At 73.0% G+C, this 22370-nt stretch carries 20 protein-coding genes; 9 read left to right on the forward strand and 11 right to left on the reverse strand.

The window, feature by feature from the left end; all coding sequences use genetic code 11:
• Both NON00_RS16135 and NON00_RS16140 read right to left on the reverse strand, forming a co-directional pair.
• Positions 1-1714, reverse strand: a 1714-nt coding sequence (locus NON00_RS16135) for a protein-disulfide reductase DsbD domain-containing protein (RefSeq protein ID WP_256022971.1), incomplete at its 3' end; no start/stop codon positions are given.
• A gap of 82 nt (positions 1715-1796) precedes the next feature.
• Complete coding sequence (locus NON00_RS16140; RefSeq protein WP_256022972.1) at positions 1797-2594, reverse strand: isocitrate lyase/phosphoenolpyruvate mutase family protein; 798 nt, start codon at positions 2592-2594, stop codon at positions 1797-1799.
• A 204-nt stretch (positions 2595-2798) separates the two neighbouring features.
• Between NON00_RS16140 and hrpB the strand changes: the two genes are divergently transcribed.
• From hrpB to NON00_RS16160, 4 genes are all read left to right on the forward strand, one after another.
• Complete coding sequence (gene hrpB, locus NON00_RS16145) at positions 2799-5237, forward strand: ATP-dependent helicase HrpB (protein ID WP_256022979.1); 2439 nt, start codon at positions 2799-2801, stop codon at positions 5235-5237.
• 298 nt (positions 5238-5535) lie between these two features.
• Complete coding sequence (locus NON00_RS16150; protein WP_256022982.1) at positions 5536-6597, forward strand: trypsin-like peptidase domain-containing protein; 1062 nt, start codon at positions 5536-5538, stop codon at positions 6595-6597.
• Between the two features lie 496 nt (positions 6598-7093).
• Positions 7094-8155 (forward strand): iron ABC transporter permease, encoded by a 1062-nt coding sequence (locus NON00_RS16155; protein ID WP_256022984.1) that lies wholly within the window; start codon positions 7094-7096, stop codon positions 8153-8155.
• A gap of 96 nt (positions 8156-8251) precedes the next feature.
• A complete protein-coding gene (locus NON00_RS16160; protein WP_256022987.1) occupies positions 8252-9031 on the forward strand; it encodes an ABC transporter ATP-binding protein in 780 nt (259 codons plus the stop codon).
• 45 nt (positions 9032-9076) lie between these two features.
• Here the strand turns inward: NON00_RS16160 and NON00_RS16165 are convergent, their stop codons facing one another.
• Together NON00_RS16165 and NON00_RS16170 are read right to left on the reverse strand one after the other, a co-directional pair.
• Complete coding sequence (locus NON00_RS16165; protein WP_256022989.1) at positions 9077-9964, reverse strand: siderophore-interacting protein; 888 nt, start codon at positions 9962-9964, stop codon at positions 9077-9079.
• Positions 9961-10458: a PadR family transcriptional regulator gene (locus tag NON00_RS16170; protein ID WP_256022991.1), complete on the reverse strand. Its 498-nt coding sequence runs from the start codon at positions 10456-10458 to the stop codon at positions 9961-9963. The genes NON00_RS16165 and NON00_RS16170 overlap by 4 nt, the downstream gene beginning before the upstream one ends.
• 198 nt (positions 10459-10656) lie before the next feature.
• On the opposite strand from NON00_RS16170, the gene NON00_RS16175 reads away from it, so the two are divergent.
• From NON00_RS16175 to NON00_RS16190, 4 genes are all read left to right on the forward strand, one after another.
• Positions 10657-11337, forward strand: a complete 681-nt coding sequence (locus NON00_RS16175; protein ID WP_256022993.1) for a response regulator transcription factor — start codon at positions 10657-10659, stop codon at positions 11335-11337.
• A gap of 33 nt (positions 11338-11370) precedes the next feature.
• Positions 11371-12789 carry a HAMP domain-containing sensor histidine kinase gene (locus NON00_RS16180; RefSeq protein ID WP_256022996.1) on the forward strand — a complete coding sequence of 473 codons (1419 nt, stop codon included), beginning with the start codon at positions 11371-11373 and terminating at the stop codon, positions 12787-12789.
• 223 nt (positions 12790-13012) lie between these two features.
• Positions 13013-13348 carry a hypothetical protein gene (locus NON00_RS16185; RefSeq protein WP_256022999.1) on the forward strand — a complete coding sequence of 112 codons (336 nt, stop codon included), beginning with the start codon at positions 13013-13015 and terminating at the stop codon, positions 13346-13348.
• Between the two features lie 21 nt (positions 13349-13369).
• A complete protein-coding gene (locus NON00_RS16190) occupies positions 13370-14530 on the forward strand; it encodes a YbfB/YjiJ family MFS transporter (RefSeq protein ID WP_256023001.1) in 1161 nt (386 codons plus the stop codon).
• A gap of 52 nt (positions 14531-14582) precedes the next feature.
• On the opposite strand, the gene NON00_RS16195 is transcribed toward NON00_RS16190, so the two are convergent.
• The gene (locus tag NON00_RS16195; RefSeq protein ID WP_256023004.1) at positions 14583-15590 is read right to left on the reverse strand and encodes an enoyl-CoA hydratase/isomerase family protein; all 1008 of its coding nucleotides are present in this window, start codon (positions 15588-15590) and stop codon (positions 14583-14585) included.
• A 114-nt stretch (positions 15591-15704) separates the two neighbouring features.
• Between NON00_RS16195 and NON00_RS16200 the strand changes: the two genes are divergently transcribed.
• The gene (locus NON00_RS16200; protein WP_256023006.1) at positions 15705-16796 is read left to right on the forward strand and encodes an ABC transporter ATP-binding protein; all 1092 of its coding nucleotides are present in this window, start codon (positions 15705-15707) and stop codon (positions 16794-16796) included.
• Between the two features lie 83 nt (positions 16797-16879).
• On the opposite strand, the gene NON00_RS16205 is transcribed toward NON00_RS16200, so the two are convergent.
• The 6 genes from NON00_RS16205 to NON00_RS16230 all read right to left on the reverse strand — a co-directional run bounded on the left by NON00_RS16205 (position 16880) and on the right by NON00_RS16230 (position 22182).
• Positions 16880-17617, reverse strand: a complete 738-nt coding sequence (locus NON00_RS16205) for a superoxide dismutase (protein WP_370688728.1) — start codon at positions 17615-17617, stop codon at positions 16880-16882.
• Positions 17618-17884: 267 nt separating this feature from the next.
• Entirely contained in the window at positions 17885-18679 is a 795-nt protein-coding gene (locus tag NON00_RS16210; protein WP_256023008.1) for an ABC transporter permease, read from the reverse strand.
• Positions 18676-19869: an ABC transporter permease gene (locus tag NON00_RS16215; protein ID WP_256023011.1), complete on the reverse strand. Its 1194-nt coding sequence runs from the start codon at positions 19867-19869 to the stop codon at positions 18676-18678. Before NON00_RS16215 ends, NON00_RS16210 begins: the two co-directional genes overlap by 4 nt.
• A 4-nt stretch (positions 19870-19873) precedes the next feature.
• Positions 19874-20920 carry an ABC transporter substrate-binding protein gene (locus NON00_RS16220; protein ID WP_256023014.1) on the reverse strand — a complete coding sequence of 349 codons (1047 nt, stop codon included), beginning with the start codon at positions 20918-20920 and terminating at the stop codon, positions 19874-19876.
• 168 nt (positions 20921-21088) lie between these two features.
• Complete coding sequence (locus NON00_RS16225; RefSeq protein ID WP_256023017.1) at positions 21089-21832, reverse strand: LrgB family protein; 744 nt, start codon at positions 21830-21832, stop codon at positions 21089-21091.
• Positions 21805-22182, reverse strand: a complete 378-nt coding sequence (locus NON00_RS16230; protein ID WP_256023019.1) for a CidA/LrgA family protein — start codon at positions 22180-22182, stop codon at positions 21805-21807. The genes NON00_RS16225 and NON00_RS16230 overlap by 28 nt, the downstream gene beginning before the upstream one ends.
• Positions 22183-22370: the final 188 nt, after the last annotated feature.

The raw sequence follows: 22370 nt of genomic DNA on the forward strand, positions 1-22370 counted from the left end.
GCGCCAGGGCGGCGAGCAGGGCGAGCAGCGCGCCGCCGCGCCCGATCAGGCGGCCGGTGCCGCGCGCGGCCTGGGCCTGCCCCAGCGCCCAGGCGGCGAAGCCGATGGCCAGCCCGCCGGCCAGCGCCATGGCCAGCCCTTCCGGTCCGACCTGCTGCGCCAGCACCCAGAGCAGCCAGAGCGCCGCGCCATACATCGGGAAGGCCAGGATTTCTTTCAGTCGTTCCATCCAGGCGCCGGGGCGGGGCAGGCGCTGGGCCAGGGCCGGGGCCAAAGCGAGCAGCGCATAGGGCGCGGCCATCCCAAGCCCCATGGCGGCGAAGACGGCGAGCATGGCGGGCGGCGGCATCAGCATGGCGGCGCCGATGGCGGCGGCCATGAAGGGCGCGGTGCAGGGGGTGGCGACCAGCACGGCCAGCCCGCCGGTGGCGAAGCTGCCGAGATGCCCGCCCCGCGCCGCCAGCCCCGAGCCCACCGCCACCGGCCCGCCGAACTGGAAGACGCCGGAGAGGTTCAGCCCGACGGCGAGCATCAGCCAGCCCATCAGCGTGACGAAGACGGGGGAGGTGAACTGGAAGCCCCAGCCGGCGACGCCGCCCGCCGCACGCAGCGCCAGCATGGCCCCGGCCAGCGCCAGGAAGGAGAGCACCACCCCCGCCGTGTAGCTCGCGGCATGGGCGCGCACCGTGCCGCGCGACGCGCCGGAGAGGCGGGCGAGGCTCATGGCCTTCATCGCCAGGATGGGGAAGACGCAGGGCATGAGGTTGAGGATCAGCCCGCCGATCGCCGCCCAGAGCGCGGCTTGCCACAGCGGCAGGGCGGTGCCGGCCGCGGCCAGCGGCGGCGGCACCGGGCCGGGCGGGGCGGCGATGGCATAGGCCCCGCGCGCCCCGGCGGCATCCGTCAGCACCAGCACGCCCTCCACCGGCCCGGCGGGCAGCGGGGCGGCGCCGCGCGGCAGGCCGAGGCGCAGCGCGCCCTCGGCGAGCTGCACCGGCTGCGGCGCGGCGTGGTCCAGCACGCCCCATTCGGCGGGGAAGAACCAGGCCTCGCGCACGGCGCCGGGGGTGAAGTCCGGGCTGTCCAGCCGCAGCGCGCCGGCCTGCCCGTCGAAGCCCAGGCCGTCGAAGCCCAGGCTGGCGGCCCAGGGCGAGGGGCGGGGCAGGGCGGCCTCGGCGGCGCGGAATTCCGCGGCCAGGGCCGGGTCGGGGCGGGCGGTGGCCTCCACCGGCAGGTCCAGGCGGAAGACGCCTTCCTCCGGGATGCACACCTTCTCGCAGACCAGCCAGCTCGCCTGCGCTTCCAGGGTGAAGACATCGCCCGGCTTCAGCCCGGCCGGCGGGGTGATGGTGAGCGGCAGCAGGACCTGCCCCTCATAGCCGTAATTGACCAGCGGCCCGAAGGGGATGCGCTGTGGCGCCGGCCAGTCGAAGCCGGTGGCGCTGGCGCCTTCGGGCAGGGTGAAGGCGATCTCGGGCGGCGTGCCGGCATCGCCCGGATTTTTCCAGTAGGTGTGCCAGCCCGGCGCCAGCTGCTGCCGCAGCCCGACGCGGAAGGGCTGGCCGGGGGCGATGGACAGCCCCTCGGCGGCGAGGCTGATGGTGGCGCGCTCGGAGCGCGCGGGCGCGCTGTCCAGCGCCAGGGCGGGCGTGGCCAGCAGCGTGGCCAGCAGCGGGGCCGTCATGGCCAGCAGGGTGGGCAGCGCGCGCGACATGAACGAATAGAAACCTTTTCCGGGCCGGCAGGGGAAGGCGTTTTCGCGTGACGAAGCGTGTCACGCGAAAACGCCCCGCCTGTCACGGTTCCATATAGGCTTCCACCTGGGCGCCTGTCAGCGCATCGCGGGCGAAGGTGAAGCTGCCCTGGTCGCGCAGTTCCAGCGCCGCGCGGTGCAGCGCGCCCAGCGCCGTGCGCGCCAGCGAACCGCCCAGGCTGATCCGCTTCACCCCCGCCTCGGCCAGTTCGGCCACGGTGAAGACGGGGCCCACCAGCCCCATCACCACATTCACCGGATGCCCGGCCAGGGCGGCGCAGAGGGTGCGGATCTGGCCGATCTCGCGCAGGCCGGGGGCGTAGAGCACCTCCGCCCCGGCGGCGGCGAAGGCCTGGAGGCGGCGGATGGTGTCGTCCAGATCCGGGCGGCCATGCAGGAAGTTCTCGGCCCGCGCTGTCAGCACGAAGGGCAGGGCGCGCGCCGTCTCGGCCGCTGCCGCCACGCGCTCCACCGCGTGGTGGAAGTCGTAGATCGGGCGGGCCGGGTCGCCGCTGGCATCCTCGATGGAGCCGCCGGCCAGCCCGGCTTCCGCCGCCAGCCGCAGGGTCAGGGCGGCGTCCTCCGGCGCCGGGCCGAAGCCGTTCTCCAGATCGGCGGAGACCGGCACCGCCACCGCCGCCACGATGGCGCGGGCATTGGCCAGGATGGCCTCCCGCCCCGCCGCGCCATCCCGCCGGCCGAGGGAGAAGGCGAAGCCGGCGCTGGTCGTCGCCAGGGCGGGGAAGCCCAGCCCGGCCAGCAGCCGGGCGCTGCCGGCATCCCAGGGGTTGGGCAGGAGGAAGGCGCCGGGCGCGGCGTGCAGGGCGCGGAAGCGCGCCACCTGCTTTTCCAGGCTCTGTTTTTCCAGGTTCTGTTTTTCCTGGCCCTGTTCGTCCCGGCTCGGTTCGTCCTGGCTGGGTTTCCCGTGGTCGGGGGGCATGGCGATTCTCTCCCGGCATGTCGTGAACAAAAAGAGAATACGCCGCTTTCCACCGCCCCGGCTACCGCTGGCCGCGAGGCCCCCGGTTGCGCTACAGCCGGGCCTATGGACGCCCTGCCGGAACTGCCCGTCACCGAAGCCCTGCCCCGCCTGCTGGAGGCGCTGCGCGCCGCCCCCAATGCCGTGCTGGTGGCGCCCCCCGGCGCGGGCAAGACCACGCTGGTGCCGCTGGCGCTGCGCCACGAGCCCTGGGCCGCCGGGCAGAAGATCGTGGTGCTGGAGCCGCGCCGCGTCGCCGCCCGCGCCGCCGCCCGCCGCATGGCCGAGTTGCTGGGCGAGCCGCTGGGCCAGACGGTCGGCCTCGCCACCCGGCTGGAGCGCGCCGTCTCCCCCGCGACGCGGGTGGAGGTGGTGACGGAGGGCCTGCTGGTCCGCCGCCTGCAGACCGACCCCGGGCTGGAGGGCACCGCCGCCGTGCTCTTCGACGAGGCGCATGAGCGCAACCTGGATACCGACCTGGCGCTGGCCCTCTGCCTCGACCTCCAGCGCGGGCTGCGGCCGGAGCTGCGCCTGCTGGCCATGTCCGCCACGCTGGAATCCGCCGGTTTCTCCCAGTTGCTGGGCGGCGCGCCGGTCATCGAGAGCCTGGGGCGGGCCTATCCCGTGGCGGTGCACCACCGCCCGCGCGACATCCAGGACCCGCGCGACCTGCCCGAGGCCATGGCCAGCGCCATCCGGGCCGCGCTGGCCGAGCATCCGGGCGATGTGCTGGCCTTCCTCCCCGGCTGGGGCGAGATCCGCCGCACCGCCGAGCGGCTGGGCGGGGTGAAGGCGGAGGTCCTGCCCCTGCATGGCGAATTGCCCCCGGCCGAGCAGGACAGGGCGCTCAACCCCTCGCCCCACCGCAAGGTGGTGCTGGCCACCTCGATCGCCGAGACCTCGCTGACCGTGCCGGGGGTGCGGATCGTGGTGGATGGCGGCTTCCGCCGCGCCCCGCGCCTGGACCCGGCCACCGGCCTCGCCCGGCTGGCGACGCTGCGCATCTCCCGCGCCGCCGCCGAGCAGCGCGCCGGCCGCGCCGGCCGCACCGAGCCGGGGGTGGCCATCCGCCTGTGGACGGAGGCGCTCCACCGCGGCCTGCCCCTCTCCGACCGGCCGGAAATCCTGGAGAGCGAACTCTCCGGCCTCGCCCTCGACTGCGCCGCCTGGGGCAGCGCGCCGGAGGAGATGGCCTTCCTCGACCCGCCGCCGGCCGGGATGCTGGCCGCCGCCCGCGCCCTGCTGCGCGACCTGGACGCGCTGGATGGCGAGGGGCGCATCACGCCCATGGGGCGGCGCATGGCGCGGCTCGGCACCCATCCGCGCCTCGCCCGCATGATGGCCGAGGCGGCGGATGCGGAGGAGGCGGCGCTGGCCGCCGAACTCGCCGCCCTGCTGGAGGAGCGCGACCCGATCCGCGGGCGCGAGGCGCCCTCGGACATCCAGCTCCGCCTCGACCTGCTGCATGGCGCCGATGACCCGAATGCCGACCGCGCCGCGCTGGGGCGCATCCGCCGGGCGGTGACGCTGCACCGCCGCCGCCTCGGCGTGCCCGGGGCCACGCAGGCGGCGGGGGAGGCCGGGCTGCTGCTGGCCGCCGGCTTCCCGGACCGCATCGCGGCCAGGCGCGGCACGATGGATGGCGCCTTCCGCCTCGCCTCGGGGCAGGGGGCGCGGCTGCCGGCCACGGACCGGCTGGGCAAATCGCCGCTGCTGGCGGTGGCGGATCTCGAACTGGCCGGCACCGAGGCGCGCATCCGCATGGCCGCGCCGCTCACCCGCGAGGCGCTCGAAAAAAAATTCCCGGAGCGGCTGGTGCGCGAGGAGGGCGCCGCCTTCGATGCCCGCACCGGCGCCGTGGTGGCGCGCCGCCGCCTGCGCCTCGGCCCGCTGGTGCTGGAGGAGGCCACGCTGCCGCATGCCGACCCGGCGGCCCTCGCCACCGCCCTGGCCGCGGCCGCGGCGGACCGCGCCTTCCGGGATCTGGACTGGTCCAACGCCGCCACCCAGGCCCGTGCCCGCATCGCCTGGATGCACCGCGTGGAGGGCGGCGAATGGCCCGATGTCTCGGATGCGGCCCTGGCCGCCGGGGGGGGCGCCTGGCTGGTGCCCTGGCTGGCCGGGCTGACGAAGCTGTCACAACTGCGTGGGCTGGACGTGGTGGCCATGCTGCGCGCCCTGCTGCCCCACCCGCTGACGCGCCGCCTGGATGCCGAGCTTCCCCCGCGCCTCGACCTGCCCGGCGGGCGCAGCGCCGCCATCGACTACACCGGGGAGGTGCCGCGCCTCGAGGCCCGCGCGCAGTGGCTCTATGGCGTCGCCGGGCTGCCGAGGCTGGCGGGGGGGAAGATCCCGTTGCAGGTCGCGCTGCTCTCGCCCGCCGGGCGGCCGGTGGCGGTCACCGCCGACCTCGCGGGCTTCTGGAAAGGCGCCTGGGCCGATGTGCGCAAGGATATGCGCGGGCGATACCCGAAGCATGACTGGCCGGAAGATCCGTCCCGCTGACAGGGCTGGCCGCCTTGAGGGGGCTTTGCCCCCTCACCCCCAGCAGGGGGCAGGGCCCCCTGCACCGCCTTCAGTGGGGTTTCCAAAGGCCTCAGGCCTTTGGTGGGGAGAGTATGAGAGGGGCAAAGCCCCTCTCATGAGCACGCTTCACCGTGCCGCACGGTTTTTCATGGCTGTGGTGGCGGTGCGGCCTCCCTGCCTTCCGCCAGCCCCTGGCTTGAAGCGTGGCGGCGGGTGGCGCCACATAGCGCCTGCGCGGCGCCACGACCCCACGGCGCCGATGAAGGAAAAGACCCGGATGCCTGCCCCCCGCCGCACCCTCCTGGCCGGTTTGGCCCTCTTCACCCTGGCGCCGCTTTCCCCCGCGCTGGCCCAGCGGAGCCTCCTGCCCGATTTCGCCGACCTCGCCGAGCAGGTGCTGCCCGCCGTCGTCAACATCGCCGTCCTCTCCGAGCAGACCACCACCCAGATCCCCCCGGAGCTGCGCGGCACCCCCTTCGAGCGCTATTTCCGCGAGAAGCGCAGCGGCCAGCAGGTGCAGGGCGCGGGCTCGGGCTTCATCATCGACCCGGCGGGCTACATCGTCACCAACAACCATGTGGTCGGCAATGCCGTGCGCGTCGTCATCTCCATGCAGAACGGGCAGGAACTCCCCGCCCGCGTCGTCGGCACCGATGAACTGACGGACCTCGCCCTGCTGCGGGTCGAGCCGCGCGCGCCGCTGCCCTCCGTGCCCTGGGGCAGTTCCGCGCATCTGCGCGTCGGGCAATGGGTGATGGCCGCCGGCAACCCCTTCAGCCTGGGCGGCACCGTCACCACCGGCATCGTCTCTGCCCGCGGCCGCGAGATCGGTGCCGGGCCCTTCGACGACTTCATCCAGACGGATGCCGCCATCAACCCCGGCAATTCCGGCGGGCCGCTCTTCAACACGGCGGGCGAGGTGATCGGCATCAACACCGCCATCTACTCGCCCTCCGGCGCCTCGGTCGGCATCGGCTTCGCCACGCCCTCCGACCTCGCGCGCGGGGTCATCGAGCAGCTTCGCCGCGAAGGCCGCGTTGAGCGCGGCTGGCTCGGCGTCGCGGTGGAGGATGTGGGGGACGAAGCCACCGCCGGCGGCCGCCTGCGCGGCGTGCAGATCCGCAGCGTCGAGCCGAACAGCCCCGCCGCCCGCGCCGGCCTGCGCCCGCGTGACATCGTCACCGCCCTGAATGGCGAAAAGGTGGAAACCTCCCGCGCCCTGATCCGCAATGTCGCCGGCACCCCGCCGGGGCAGACCGTGCGCGTCTCCCTCCTGCGCGATGGCCGCCCCCGCGAAATGGCCGTCCAGGTCGGCCGCCGTCCCACCACCCCCGGCTGATTTTTTTGTCAGCTGCCGGTCATGGCCGGGACGAGGGCCGCTGCACTGCGCCGGGGACACTCCGGCCCAGGGCCGCGGCCGCTTTTTTGTCAGCTGCCGGTCATGGCCGGGACGAGGGCCGCTGCACTGCGCCGGGGACACTCCGGCCCAGGGCCGCGGCCGCTTTTTTGTCAGCTGCCGGTCATGGCCGGGACGAGGGTCGCTGCACTGTGCCGGGGACGCTCCGGCCCAGGGTCGCGGCCGCTTTTTTGTCAGCTGCCGGTCATGGCCGGGAGGACGGGTGCTGCACTGTGCCGGGGATACTCCGGCCCAGGGTTGCGGCCCGCTGTGCCGGGAGGCGGCGGCAGCCTGACAGAAAAGTTGGAGTTTGGGTTGCGAGTGATTATTGGTTTCGCCTTCTTCTCCCTGGGAAGGGTGTGCCGGTGCGACTGCCGAAGAGTGTGAGGGCTGCTGACATGGGGCTGATGGGGCCGCGTGTGGCCCGGATGGGCGCGCGATGAGCGCCAGTATTGCCATGCCCGGTGCTGCCGCCGGCTACCGCGCCCTGTTGCTGCGGCGCATCGCCATCCTGGCGGCGCTGGCGCTGATGCTGGTGGTCTCGCTGGTGGTGGATGTCGCCACAGGGCCGTCGCGGCTGGGGCTGGCCGATGTGCTGCGGGTGCTGTTCAGCCCGGGCAGCGTCACCGGCCCGGTATCCGTCATCGTCTGGGATGTGCGGCTGCCCTATGCCATCATGGCGGTGCTGGTGGGCGCCGGCCTCGCTCTGGCGGGGGCGGAGATGCAGACGGTGCTGAACAACCCGCTGGCCAGCCCTTTCACGCTGGGCGTTTCCTCGGCGGCCTCGCTGGGGGCGGCGCTGGCCATCGTGCTGGGGGTGGGGCTGCTGCCCTGGCTGCCGCAGGAATGGCTGCTCTCGGGCAATGCCTTCCTGTTTGCCTTCGGCTCGGTGCTGCTGCTGCGCACCCTGTCGCGGCTGCGCGGGGCGGGGGTGGAGGCGCTGGTGCTGTTCGGCATCGCGCTGGTCTTCGCCTTCAATGCCGCCGTGGCGCTGCTGCAATTCGTCGCCACCGAGCAGGCGCTGCAACAGCTGGTCTTCTGGTCGATGGGCAGCCTGTCGCGCGCCACCTGGCCGAAGATCGGCATCATGGCGATGGCGCTGGCCGTGGCCATTCCCTTCTCCGCCCGCGCCGCCTGGAAGCTGACGGCGCTGCGCCTCGGCGAGGAGCGCGCGCTCTCCTTCGGCATCGACGCCAACCGCCTGCGTGATGGCGCGCTGCTGCGGGTGAGCCTGCTCTCCGGCGTCTCGGTGGCCTTTGTCGGCACGATCGGCTTTGTCGGCCTGATCGGCCCGCATGCCGCGCGGCTGCTGCTGGGCGAGGATCATCGTTTCTTCCTCCCTGGCTCTGCCCTGTGCGGCGCGCTGCTGCTCTCCCTCTCCTCCCTGGCCAGCAAGATGATCGTTCCCGGCCTGATCATCCCGATCGGCATTGTGACGGCGCTGGTGGGCGTGCCGGTTTTCGTGGCGCTGGTCTTCACGCGAGGCCGCCGTGGCATGTGATGCCGGCGGACAGCGTCCGCCGGCCCTGAAAGAAAAAAGAAGGGGGCCCGGGGGAATTCCTTCCCCCGGACTCTTTTTTCAGTTTTGGAGTCCCTGATGCGGCTTGAGATTTCCGGCCTGACCCTGGGCTATGGCCGCCGCCCCATCCTGACCGATGCCACGCTGGCTCCCCTGGCGGGGGGTGCGGTGACGGCGCTGGTCGGCCCGAATGGCGCGGGCAAGTCCACGCTGCTGCGCGGTCTGGCGGGGCTTCTCCCCGCGCGCGGCTCGGTGCGGCTGAACGGCCAGGAGATGATCGGCCTGCGGCTGGAGGAGCGGGCGCGCCACATCGCCTATATGCCGCAGAGCCTGCCGCAGGGTGTGGCGCTGACGGTGATGGAGGCGCTGCTGGGCGCGCTGCGCGCCAGCCCGACCTCGGAGGGCGTGCTCTCCGCCGCCGCGGCGCAGGAGCGTGCGGTGGCGCTGCTGGAGCGGCTGGGCATCTCGGATCTGGCGCTGGCGGGGCTGGACCGGCTGTCGGGCGGGCAGCGGCAATTGGCCGGGCTGGCCCAGGCGCTGGTCCGCCGCCCCAAGGTGCTGCTGCTGGACGAGCCGACCAGCGCGCTCGACCTGCGCCACCAGCTTTCGGTCATGCGGCTGGTGCGCGAGCTGACGGCGCAGCACGACCTCGTGACGGTGGTCGTGCTGCACGATCTCGCCCTGGCGGCGCGCTTCTCGGATGCAGTGGTGATGCTCTCGGGCGGCACCATCCATGCCCAGGGGACGCCGGGGGAGACGCTGACGCCGGCGCGCCTCGCCGAGGTCTATGAGGTCGAGGCCCGGGTGGAACGCTGCTCGCAGGGGCATATCCAGGTGCTGGCGGACGCGCCCCTGTAGCGGGGTGGCGGGGCCACCCCGTATTGTCCCGCGGGGACCTCGCCGTCAGTCGCTCAGGGTTTCATGGGCGCCGGGGGCGCCGGCCTTCCAGTAGCCGGCGGCCTTCAGCCAGGTGACGCCCCGGGCGCGCAGCGCCTCCTTCAGGGCGCGCGCCACCTGGGCCTCGGCGGCGACCCAGGCGAAGCCCTCGCCCGGCGGCAGTTCCAGCGCCGCCAGGGCTGCCAGCAGGGGGCGCGCGTCACCCGCCGGGGCGGTGCCGCGATGCACCCAGCGCAGCTCCAGCGCCGCGCGGCTGGGCAGCGGCACTTCATCGGCCGGGCCGGCCACCTCGGCCAGCACCACCACGCGGGTGCCCGCGGGCAGTTCCTCCAGGCGGCGGCTGATGGCGGGCAGGGCGGTCTCGTCCCCGGCCAGGAGGTGCCAGTCGAAGCCCTCGCCCGGGATCTGCGAGCCGCGCGGGCCGGCCACCAGCAGCGTCTGCCCCGGCGCGGCCTGCATCGCCCAGGCTGTGGCCGGGCCGGCATCATGCAGGGCGAAGTCGATCTCCAGCGTCTTCGCCACCGGGTCGTGGCGGCGCGGGGTGTAGTCGCGCATCGGCGGGCGCGGCGCGCCCTCGGGGAAGGCCAGCCCCTCGGGCCCCGGCTGCGGCAGCAGGGCCGGGTCGGTGCCCGGCGCCGGGAAGAACAGCTTCACATGGTCGTCGAAGCCGAGGCTGGTGAAGCCCTCCAGCTCCGCCCCGCCCAGCGTGACGCGCAGCAGGGAGGGGCTCAGGCGGCGCGCCGCCAGCACCTCCAGCCGGCGCAGGCGGAGCGGGTGGCGCACCCGGCGCGGTGCCCGGTCGGGAGCGGCTTCGGGAGCGGCTTCGGGAGCGGCTTCGGGGGCGGGCTGGGGCATCGCCGGGGGGAGGGCGGGGGTGTCTGGGGTCATGCTCATGTCCTTTCCACCTGCTTCGCGGTGGCGTCCAGCAGGGCGGCGATGGCCTCGATCTCGGCCTCGCCCAGGGGTTCGCGCGCCAGGCGCAGATGCAGCGCGGCGCGCAGATTCTCGATGGCGCGGGCGATCTGGGGCGGGCGCTGCGGCCGCCCCTCCGGGCCCAGCCGCGCCAGCACGGCGGCCACCGCCTCCTGGTTCTCCGCCAGGAAGGCGCGCCCGGCCGCGGTGGCGGCATAGAGGCGGCGGCCGCCCGCCGCCTCGCTGGCGGCGGCGTGGCCCAGCTCCTCCAGCAGCGTCAGCGTGGGATAGACCACGCCGGGGCTTGGCGCGTAGCGCCCGCCCATCCGCTCCTCGATCGCCTTGATGAGCTCGTAGCCGTGGCGCGGGGCCTCGGCCACCAGGTGCAGCAGCAGCAGGCGCAGCCCGCCATGGCCGAAGGGCCGGCCGTGCCGGTGGCCGTGCTGGGGGCCGTGTTCGCGTCCGAAGCCGCGCATGGGTCCTCCAATTCGATATATCTGGATAGATCAGATATATCGGAATTAAGGATGCCGCAAGGCCCAGGCATGGCTGCCGCCGATAAGGCGCGCAGATGGCGCTCTGGCGCGGCGCCACGGCCCAAGGCATGGTGCACCGCCCGGCGCCGCCCCTTGCCCTGACCATTCCGGGGCGCGCCGTGATGAGGAGTAGGCACCATGCGCATTCTGCTGGTGGAAGACGATGCCGAGGTCGGCCGCTTCGTGAAGAAGGGGCTTCAGGAGGCCGGGCATACGGTCGAGCACGCGACCAATGGCCGCGACGGCCTGTTCATGGCGGCGGGCGAGAGCTTCGACCTGCTGGTGCTGGACCGCATGCTGCCCGGCGGCGTGGATGGCGTGCGCCTCGTCGAGACGCTGCGCGGCCAGGGCAACCACACCCCTGTGCTGTTCCTCTCCGCCCTGGCCGGGGTGGATGAGCGGGTGAAGGGCCTGAAGGCCGGCGGCGATGACTATCTGGTCAAGCCCTTCGCCTTCGCCGAGCTGCTGGCGCGGGTCGAGGCGCTGGGCCGCCGCCCGGCGGTGGACGCCCCCGCCACCCGGCTGAAGGTGGCCGATCTGGAGCTGGACCTGCTCTCCCGCACCGTCACCCGCGGCGGGCGCAAGATCGACATCCAGCCGCGCGAATTCCGCCTGCTGGAGCACCTGATGCGCCATGCCGGGCAGGTCGTCACCCGCACCATGCTGCTGGAGAAGGTGTGGGACTACCATTTCGACCCGCAGACCAACGTGATCGACGTGCATGTCTCCCGCCTGCGGCAGAAGCTGGACAAGGGGCAGGACAGGCCGCTGATCCACACGGTGCGCAACGCCGGCTACATGATCCGCGCCGAGCCGTGAGGCCGGCTTGAACAGGCTGGGCCGAGCCGGCTGATGCCGCACCGGAAACGCTATCCCGGGCCGCTCTGGCGGCTGCTCTCCTCCGCCGGCTTCCGCTTCGCCCTGCTCTTCGCGGCGCTCTTCCTGGGCGCCGGGCTGGCCTTCGCCGGCGTGCTCTGGTGGGGCACGGCGGGGACGCTGGAGCGGCAGACGGATGCCGCCATCCGCGCCGATGCCCATGCCCTGGCCGAGCGCTGGCGTGACTCCGGCGCCGAGGGCGCGGTGGAGGCCATTGGCGAGCGCCTCGCCCTCGATGCCGAGGGCCAGGCGCTTTACCTGCTGCTCGATGCCCAGGGGGTGCGGCTGGCGGGCAATCTGGCTGCCCTGCCACCCCAGCCCGATGAGCGCCCCGCCGCCGGCTGGTACCGCCTCGGCCTCGACCACGAGGATGGCGCGCCAGGGGAGGCGCGGCTCTATGTGCTGGAACTGCCGGGCAATGCCGTGCTCGCCGTCGGCCGCGAGGTCAGCGAGAAGGAGCGCCTGCGCGCCCTGCTGCTGGAGGGGCTGATCTGGGCGGCGGGGGCCGCGCTGCTCTTCGCCCTGCTCGGCGCCTGGATGATGCGCCGCGCGCTGGAAAAGCGGCTGACGCCCGCCGTCAGCACCGCCGCGCTGATCGCCGGGGGGGATCTCTCCCTGCGCGTGCCGCTCTCCCTCCATGATGACGAGTTCGACCGGCTGGGCGCCAGCATGAACGCCATGCTGGACCGCATCGCGCATCTGATGGATGGCGTGCGCGGCGTGTCCGACGCCATCGCGCATGATCTGCGCACCCCCATCGCCCGCGCGCGCAACGGGCTGGAGGAGGCGCTGCTCTCCGAGAGTGCCGACCCGGCCCTGCTGCGCGGCGCCATCGAGCGCGGCATCACCGACCTCGACAATGTCACCCGTGTCTTCCAGGCGGTGCTGCGCATCGCCGAGGTGGAGGCGGGCGCGCGCCGGGCGGCCTTCGCCCCGCTCGACCTCGCCCTGCTGCTGGCTGATGCGGCGGAGCTTTACGGCGCCTCGGCCGAGGCGCGCGGGCAGGTGCTGCACACCGGCTGGCCGGAGCGCCTGCCCCTGGTGGGGGATCGCGACCTGCTGCTCCAGGTGGTGGCGAACCTGCTGGACAATGCGGTGAAATTCACCCCCCCTGGCGGTGCCATCGCGCTCTCCGCCGCGCTGGACGAGGATGGCATCGTGGTGCGCGTGGCCGATGAGGGCCCCGGCCTGGCCCTGGAGGACCGCCAGCGCGTGGGCGAGCGTTTCTTCCGCACCGACCGCGCCCGCACCACGCCCGGCTCCGGCCTTGGCCTGTCCCTGGTGCGCGCCGTGGTGCAGCTGCATGGCGGCACGCTGTGGTTCGAGGATGCCGGTGGCCCGATGGAGCGGCCCGGCCTGGTGGTGCTGTTCCGCCTGCCGGTGGCGGCTTCATGAAGAATGTTCTTTTTTGAAAAAAAGAACCAAAAAACTTTTTCCAGTTTGGCGTCCCGCCGTGCCGGGAGACAGCGGCAGCCTGAAAAAAGTCTTTTTGTTTCTTTTTCTTCAGAAAAAGAAATTCTAAAAACAAATCATAATAAAACTCTTGGGAAACGTTTCATGACCGCGACTTCATGTGCAGCCCATCGCGGGGAAGGGGGGGCGCGTGCATCCTGTCTGGATGTTGCTACGCCTGCCCTGCCTGATGGCTCTCCTGCTGGCCACGATGCCAGCCGCCGGGGCGGAGCTTCGCCTGCTGACGCCCGGCCTCGCCTATTGCGATGAGTTGTCCGCCCGCTATGCCCGCCTGCCGCGCGCGCGGCAGGACATTGCCCGTTCCCTGGCGGCGGAGGGGGCGCGCCTCTGCCGGGAGGGCAATATCCGCACTGGCGTCGCCCGCCTGCGCCGTGCCCTGCGCGCCGCCCAGCCGGATGCCGCCAGCCCCCCCTTGCCCGAGCCGCCCTCTCCTGGCACCGCCCGCCCGATCCTGCCTTCCCCCGAGGCCGCGCCCGGCTGACCGCGCCGCCCGGAGGCGGGCATGAGGGCGCTGGCCGCGCCGCTGGCGGGGGCGGGGGCGCTGTGCGTCGGCATCGGGCTGGCGCGCTTCGCCTATGTGCCGCTCTTCCCCGCCATGGTCGCCGCCGGCTGGGTGGATGGTGCCGGCGCCGGGCTGCTCGGCGCCTGCAACTTCACCGGCTATCTGCTGGGCGCGCTGGGCGGGCGCGGGCTGGGCCGGCGCCTGGGCGTGCCGCGCGCGCTGGATGCCGGCATGGCGCTGGCCGCGCTCTCCTTCCTGGCCTGCGCGCTGCACCTGCCGGGGCTGGGCGGGCTGCTCTGGCTGGCGCTCTGGCGCGCGCTGGCGGGGCTGTCCGGCGGGGTGCTGATGGCCCTGGCCGGCCCGGCGGTCCAGGCCGTGGTGCCGCCCGAGCGCCGCGCCGCCGCTGGCGGCATGGTGATCGCCGGGGTGGGCGCCGGGGTGGTGCTGGGCGCGCTCGCCGTGCCGGCGCTGCGCCCGGCGGGGGTGGAGGCCATCTGGCTCGGCCTGATGGCGCTCACGCTGGGCATCTGGCTGCCGCTGCGCCGCCTCTGGCCCGCGCCTCCGGCGGCCGAGACCATGCGCCTGCCGGAGGGCCAGGCCCTGCCGCGCGCCGGGGCGCTGCTGCTGGCCTATGGGCTCTCCGCGGCGGGGATGGCGGCGCCGATGGTCTATCTCGCCGATCTCGGCGCGCGGGGGCGCGGCCTTGGCGCCGTGGCGCTGGCGGCGCTCTGGGTGCTGTTCGGCCTCGGGGCGGTGGCGGGCACGCTGCTGGGCGGGCGCCTCGCCGGGCGGCTGGGCGGGCGGCGCGGGCTGCTGATCTGGCTCGGCGCGCAGGTGGCGGCGCTCGGCGCGGCGCTGCTGCCGGGGCAGGGCATCGTCCTGGTGGCCGCGCTGCTCTCGGGATTCTCCGGCGTCGGGGTTTCGGCCGTGGCGCTCGGCGCGGCGCGCGAGGTCGCCGGCATGGCGGCGGGGCTGCTCTGGGTGCGCGCCACCGCCCTCTATGCCCTGGCCCAGGCGGGGACGGGATTCGCCCTGGCCGCGCTGTTCAAGGTCAGCGGGGAAAGCCACGCGGCGGTGTTCGGGGTGGGGCTGGGGCTGTCCGTGGCCGCGCTGCTGGTTTCGACGAAAGTCATGAAAAAGACGGGGGCTCCGCCCCCGTAGCCCCCGCCGGGGGGACAGGGTCCCCCAAAATCTTTCTGTGGGGACCCCGCCATCAGGGGGTGAAAAAGGCCATCGCGTCCGCAGGGGGGGACCAGCGGGGGGTCTGGTCCTTGTCGACCAGGACGGCCCGCACGCCCTCGGCGAAGTCCGGGTGCTGGGTGACGCGGCGTGTCAGCGCCAGTTCCATCTCCAGGCAGGCCGTGAGGTTCAGCGCGGCGCCACGGCGCAGCAACTCCAGCGTCACGGCGAGGCTCGTCGGGGAGACGCGGCGCAGGATGGCCAGCTGCTCCGCCGCCCATTCCGTGCCCTCGGCCTCCAGCGCGGCCAGGATGGCGGGCAGGCTCTCCTGGCCGAAGCAGCGCGCCAGCACCGGGCGCAGCGCGGCGATGCGGCCTTCCGGCACCGGCTCGGCGTAATGCGCCACCGCCGCGGCGTCGCCGCCCTCGATCAGCGCGGCGCGCAGCGCCGGAAGCCGTTCGCGCGGGACGAAATGCGTGGCCAGCCCGGCCTCCACCGCCTCCGCCCCATGCAGCCGCGCGCCGGTCAGCGCCAGCCAGCGTCCTAGCCCACCCCCCAGCCCATCGGGCAGGCGCGGCAGAACGTGGCTGGTGCCGACATCGGGGAACAGCGCGATGGCCGTCTCCGGCATGGCCAGCATCGCATGCTCGGTGACGATGCGGTGGCTGCCATGGACGGAGACGCCGATGCCGCCGCCCATGCACACCCCGTCGATCAGGCTGATCCAGGGGCGGGGGAAGGCGGCGATGGCGGCATTCACCGCGTATTCGCGGGCGAAGAAGGCTTCCACCGCCTCGGGCCGCCCCTCCAGCACATCCTGCCGCACGCGGCGCACATCGCCCCCGGCGCAGAAGGCGCGCCCGCCCGCCCCCTCCAGCAGCACGAGGCGCAGCGCCGCATCCTCCCGCCAGGCGGCGATGGCGGCGGCCAGCGCGTCGATCATGCCCAGATCCAGCGCGTTCAGCGCGCGCGGGCGGTTCATCAGCAGCAACCCCGCGCCGCCCTGGCGCGTGGCGATCAGGCTGGGTTCGGCCTCTGTCATGCGATCTTCTCCTCCCATCTTCTGCTCCGCCAGCCTCGCGGGCGGGGGCGCGGTTGACAAGCCACCGCCGGCCAGGGATGGCTTGCGCGGTCGCCGAACGGGGGGATGGCACGCATGGCGGAGGCTCTGGTCCGCTTCGAGGGTGTGAAAAAGGCCTATGGGCCGGCCGGCGGCGGCTATGCCGTGCGGCAGCTCGACCTGGAGGTGGAGAAGGGGGAGCTGCTCACCCTGCTCGGCCCCTCCGGTTCCGGCAAGACGACGACGCTGATGATGCTCGCCGGCTTCGAACTGCCGACCGAGGGCCGCATCCTGCTGGAGGGGCGCGACATCGCCCGCCTGCCGCCGCACCGGCGCGGCATCGGCGTGGTGTTCCAGTCCTACGCCCTGTTCCCGCATATGAGCGTGGCGGAGAATGTCGCCTTCCCGCTGGAGGTGCGCGGCGTGCCGCGGGCGGAGCGCGAGGCGCGGGTGAAGCGCGCCCTGGCCATGGTGCGGCTGGAGAGCTTTGGCGAGCGCCGCCCCGCCCAGCTTTCCGGCGGGCAGCAGCAGCGCATCGCGCTGGCCCGCGCCATGGTGTTCGAGCCGCCCATCGTCCTGCTGGACGAGCCGCTGGGCGCGCTGGACAAGGCGCTGCGCGAGGAGATGCAGTACGAGATCCGCGCCCTGCACCAGCGCCTGGGCCTGACGATGATGTATGTCACCCATGATCAGGCGGAGGCGCTGACGCTGTCCGACCGCATCGCGGTGTTCGAGGGCGGGCTGATCCGCCAGCTGGCCGCGCCCCGCCGCATCTACGAGGAGCCGGCCAATGCCTTCGTCGCCGGCTTCGTCGGCGAGAATAACCGCCTGCCGGGCGTGATCGTCGAGGAGCATGACGGGCTGGCGCGCGTGGCGCTGGATTGCGGCCCGGATGTCTGGGCGCGGCTGGTGGATGTGCAGGGGGAGGGCAACCGCTGCGTCGTGGCGGTGCGGCCGGAGCGCGTGGCCGTGGCCCCCGTGGCGGCCGAGGCGCTGGATGAATGGGCGCTGCCCGCCACGCTGAAGGAAGCGATCTTCCAGGGCGACCATGTCCGCCTGCGCCTTGGCTTCGGCGATGGCGGGGAAATCCTGGTCAAGCGCGCCATCGGCGGCGGCCAGTTGCCCGAGCCTGGCGGCCCCGCCGCCCTGGCCTGGGAGGCCGAGCACGCCCACGCCTTCGCCGCCTGAAGGCGGGGCAATCTGAAGGCGGGGTCTGGGGGGACCCTGTCCCCCCAGCGGGGTCCGGGGCGGCGCCCCGGATTGTTCTGTTCTCAGATCCCGAGCGTGCCCGCCCGCGCGGCGGCGTAGCGTTCGTTGAGGCGGTTCCAGTCCAGCACGTTCCACCAGCCGGCGAGGTATTCAGCGCGGCGGTTGTTGTATTTCAGGTAATAGGCGTGTTCCCACACGTCATTGCCCATGAGGACGCGCTGCCCTTCCATCAGGGGCGTGTCCTGGTTGGGCCGTGTGGTGACGGCGAGGCGCCCGTCCCTGTCCACCGTGACGAAGACCCAGCCCGAGCCGAAGAGGCGCAGCCCCGCCCCGTTGAAATCGGCGCGGAAGCGCTCGAAGCTGCCGAAATCGCGCTGGATGGCCTGGGCGAGGGGGCCGGTGGGGTCGCCGCCGCGGCCGCCCATGATCTGCCAGAACATGGCATGGTTGGCGTGCCCGCCGCCATTGTTGCGCAGGGCGGCGCGGATATTGTCCGGCGCGTCGGCGAGGCGGGCCAGGATATCCTCCAGCTTCTGCCCGGCCATGCGCGGCTGTTCCTTCAGCGCGATGTTCAGCGCCGAGACATAGGCCGCGTGGTGCTTGCCGTGGTGGATCTCCATCGTGGCCGCGTCGATATGCGGCTCCAGCGCATTGAAGGCGTAGGGCAGCTGCGGCAGCGCGAAGGGCGCGCTGGAACTGCTGGGCATCTGGGCCTGGGCCGTTTCCGCCAGCATCGCCGCGCCCAGCAGGGCGCCGCCGGCGGCCAGGACATCCCGGCGCGGAATCGGGGTGGTGGTCATGCGCATCCTCCCTCTGTCGGTCGCGGCTGCCTGCCGCAGTTGGTTGTTGCCGAGCATGATGCAAACTCCGCCGCCGCACACAATCGCGTTGCGTGCCTGCGGCGGGAGGAAGGATTTTTTTAAGGGAAGCTGTTCTTTTTTGGAAAAAATAACCAAAAAACTTTTTTCCAGTCAGCGTCCCGCCTCAGGCCTGAAGCGGGACGCTAAACTGAAAGAAAGTCTTTTTGCTTCTTTTTCTTCAGAAAAAGAAGAAATAATTCAACTTACTCACGGCGCCCGCCGCCGCTGCAACAGCGTCACCGCCGCCAGCAGCAGCACCGAGATCACCACCAGCACCATGGCGGCGGCCATGATGGTCAGGCTGATGGAGTCGTTCAGGCCGGAGAACATCTGGCGCGGCAGGGTGCGCTGGGCCGGGCCGGCGATGAAGAGCGCCACCGCCACCTCATCCAGGCTGGTGGCGAAGGCGAAGACGGCGCCGGCGGCGACACCGGGCAGGATCTGCGGCAGGCAGACGCGGCGGAAGGCGGTGGCCGGGCTGGCGCCGCAGGCGGCGGCGGCGCGCAGCTGCACGGCGTCGAACTGCTGGAGCGCCGCCAGCACCGTGACCACGACGAAGGGCGCGCCGAGCGCGGCATGGCCCAGCACCAGCCCGGTGAAGCTGTTGGTCAGGCCGAGCGGGCCGAAGGCCAGCAGCAGCGCCACCGCCACGATGATGGCCGGCACCACCATGGGCGCCAGCAGCACCGCCATCACCAGCGTCTTGCCGGGGAAGGGGGCGCGCCAGAGGCCGAAGGCGGCCAGCGTGCCCAGCGTGCCGGCCACCAGCGAGGCCCCGGCGCCGACGCGCAGGCTGTTCCACAGCGCCGGCAGCCAGAAGTCGGAGGCCCAGAAATCCGCGTACCAGCGCAGGGAGAGGCCAGGCAGCGGGTAGAACAGGAAGGCGCCGGAGGAAAAGGAGAGCGGCAGCACCACCAGCACCGGCGCCAGCAGGAAGAGGATGACGAGCAGCCCCGTCCCCCACAGCAAAACACGCGAGAGCAGGATACGGGGGGCCTTCATGCCGTCCTCACCTTGCCGAAGCCGACGAGGCGGCCATAGAGCGCGACCACCAGCGCCACCGCCGCCAGCAGCAGCAGCGAGAGCGCCGCCGCCATCCCCCAGTTAACGGTGCGGGAGGCGTAGAAGGCGACGAAATAGGGCACCATCTGGTCATTCGCGCCGCCGAGCAGGGCGGGGGTGACGTAGAAGCCCAGCGCCTGGATGAAGACCAGCAGGCAGCCCGCCCCCACCCCTGGCAGGGAGAGCGGCAGCGAAACGCGCAGGAAGGCCCGCAGCGGCGAGGCGCCGAGCGAGAGCGCCGCGCGCGGCAGGCGCCAGTCCAGCGCCTTCAGGCTGGCATAGATGGGCAGCACCATGAAGGGCAGCAGGATGTGCACCATGGCCAGCAGCACGGCGCCGCGGTTGTAGAGCAGCGGCAGCGGCCCCTCCGTCAGGCGCAGGGCGGCGAGTGCGGCGTTCACCACCCCCTCGCGCTGGAGCAGCACGGTCCAGGCGGCGGTGCGGACGATCAGGCTGGTCCAGAAGGGCAGCAGCACGCCGCCCAGCAGCAGCGGCGCCAGGCGCGGCGGCGCGGTGGCGATCAGCCAGGCCAGCGGATAGCCCAGCGCCAGGCAGATCAGCGTGGCGAGGGCGCCGATCCACAGCGTGCGCCAGAGGATGGCGCGGAAGATCCGCTCCTGCTCCGGCGCGGCGCCGATGGCGCCGGCGGCATCGCGCTTCAGGTCGAGCACGGCGAGCAGGTTGAAATCCGAATAGGGCCCGCCGGCGCGGCGGATGGCCGCCCAGGGGATGGGGGTGCCCCAGTCCTCGCTGATGCCGATGAGGGCCTCGCGCGCCGGGCCTTCGGTGCCGGCGGCGACGCGGCGCGCCGTCATGGGCAGCAGGCTGCGGAAGCCGGGCCAGTCGGCGTTCAGCCGGGCGCTGGCGCGGGCGATGCTGCCGGCGCCGCTCTCCTGGTCGCGCGCGCGGGCCTCGCGCAGATCCTCGATGAGGGCGGCGAAGGCAGCCTCGTCCGGCAGCCCCGCGCCGTTCCAGGCGGCGAGGGCGGCGGTGCTGCGCGGCAGCACGGGGGCGACGTCGCGCTCCTCCACGCCGCGCAGCAGGAAGGCGCCGATCGGCAGCACGAAGACCGCCAGCAGGAAAAGCAGCAGCGGCGCCACCAGCGCCGCCGCCATCCAACGTCTCGTCACGCGCTTACTTCGAGACCCAGTTGTTGAAGCGCTGGGTCAGCTTGTCGAGGTTGTCGAGCCAGAACTTGTCGCTGATCTGCAGGGCGCCCTCGGCATTGGCCGGGGTGGTGGGCAGGTTGGCGAGCACGGCGGCCGGCAGCCCGTCCTGCGCGCCGCGGGCCGTCGGGCCGTAGGGGATGCGCGGGGGGAGCTGGGCCTGGAGCTGCGGCTGGCTGACGAACTTGATGAAGTCGAGCGCGCGCTGGCGGTTCGGGCTGCCCTTCATGACCACCCAGGAATCCAGGGTGAAGAGGTTGTTGGCCCAGGCGATGCCGAAATTGCGGCCGTCATTCTGGTTGGCGGCGGTGATGCGGCCGTTATAGGCGTTGGTCATGGCGACCTCGCCGCTGGCCAGGAGCTGGGCCGGCTGGCTGCCGCGCTCCCACCACACGATATTGGCCTTCAGCGCGTCGAGCTTGCGGAAGGCGCGGTCGACGCCGGCATTGGTGGCGAGCAGCCTGTAGACCTCGCCGGGCGGCACGCCATCGGCCAGCAGGGCGATTTCCAGCGTCACCTTCGGGCCGCGGCGCAGGGCGCGCTTGCCGGGGAAGCGGGTGGTGTCGAAGAAGTCCGCCCAGTTGCGCGGGCCATCGGCGATGCGCGCCTTGTCGTAGGCCAGCACGAAGGAATAGAGGATATTGCCGACGCCGCATTCATGCACGGCCTCGGGGATGAAGCTCTCGCGCCCGCCGATGGCGGCGAAGTCCATCTTCTCGAACAGCCCTTCCTCGCAGCCGAGGAGGAGTTCCTCGCTCTCGACCTGGACGACGTCCCAGTTGTTGGCGCCGGACTGGATCTTGGCGCGCAGCACGCCGACGCCGCCATCCCAGGTCTCTTCCAGCAGGCGGGAGCCCGTCTGCTGCTGGAAGGGGCGGAAGAAGATCTCCCGCTGCGCATCCTGGTAGGCGCCGCCCCAGGAGACCACCGTCAGGTCCCTCTGCTGGGCGGAGGCGCCGCTGGCCATGAGGGTGACACCCAGCGCCAGAGCGGCGCCCAAACTTCTCCGCAGCATTCTGCAACTCCCTGTCGCCATGTCTTTGTTCTGGCGTCTCCGGCGTCAGGGTAGAGCCGCCCCGCCCCGCTTGCGAAGTCCCCTTTTTTACGGAAGGCGGGGTCCGGGGAGGCCCTGCCTCCCTGGTGGGTGTGTGGGGGCCGGGGTGCGGGGGCGGCGCCCCCGCGGCTAGCGCATGAAGATCTGCCAGAGCAGCGGCAGCAGCAGCGCGGTGGCCAGGGCATTGAGCCCCATGGCGAGGCCGCTGAAGGCCCCCGCCGTGGCGTTGACCGAGATGGCGCGCGCCGTGCCCAGGCCATGCGCCGCCGTGCCCATGGCGAGGCCGCGGGCGCGCCAGTCCTTCACCCGCGCCCAGTTGAGGATGGTGGGCCCGAGCGTGGCCCCCGTCACCCCGGAGGCGAGGACGAGGGCGGCGGTGAGCCCTGGCAGGCCGCCGATCTGCGCCGCGATGCCCATGGCGACGGGGGTGGTGACAGAGCGCGGCGCGAGGCTTGCCGTGACTTCCGGCGCCGCGTGCAGCAGCAGGCCGATGCCCACCCCGACCGCCGCCGCCACGCCGCCGCCGGCGATGGTGGCGACGAGCGCGGCCAGGGCGGAGCTGCGCACATGCTGCCATTGCCGGTAGAGCGGCACGGCGAGGGCGACGGTGGCCGGGCCGAGCAGGAAGTGGACGAATTGCGCCCCCTGGAAATAGCCGCGGTATTCGACGCCGGAGAGCAGCAGGGCGCCGGCCAGCAGGGCGACGGCGAAGAGCACGGGGTTGGCCGCCGGGTGCCAGCGGCAGAGGGCGGCGAGGCGCAGCCCGGCCATCCAGGCGAGGAGGGTGGCGGTGAGGGCGGCCAGCGGGTCGCGCGCCAGGTAGACCCAGATTTCCTGGAGGTCGATCATCGCCCGTGCCGCCGCATCAGCCATTCCGCGAGCCGCCCGGTGAAGGCGATGCCGGCCAGGGTGCCGGCCAGCACGGCGAGGGAGAGTGGCGCCCAGTCCCGCGCCATCTGCGGCAGGTAGACGACGACGCCGACCCCGGCGGGGACGAAGAGCAGGCCGAGATGGCGCAGCAGGGTATCGGCGGTCTGGCCGAGGCCGGGCAGGCCGGGGGCCTCCGGCTCGGCGCCGTCGTCGCGCAGGCGGTCGCGCAGGAGCAGCCCGGCGAAGAGCAGCACCATGCCGAGCACCGGCCCCGGCACCGGCAGGTGCAGGGCGCGGGCGATGACCTCGCCGCCGAGCTGGCAGAGCAGGAGGGTGGTGAGGCCGCCGATCACGCGCGGCGCTCCACGGGGCGGGGTGGGGGCGGGGTGGGGCGCATGGCAGGGATCCCCTTTGGGTCAGGAGCGGTGCCCTATCATCGGCCCGTGCTGCACTGCGAGAAAGGGTGGTGGAGTCGGGGGAGCCCCGAAAAAAAAGAGGGGGCGGATCCCGGGGGAGGATCCGCCCCAGTGAGACCGCACCG

The sequence above is a fragment of the Roseomonas sp. GC11 genome (genome assembly GCF_024437745.1).
Taxonomy (GTDB): Bacteria; Pseudomonadota; Alphaproteobacteria; order Acetobacterales; family Acetobacteraceae; genus Pseudoroseomonas.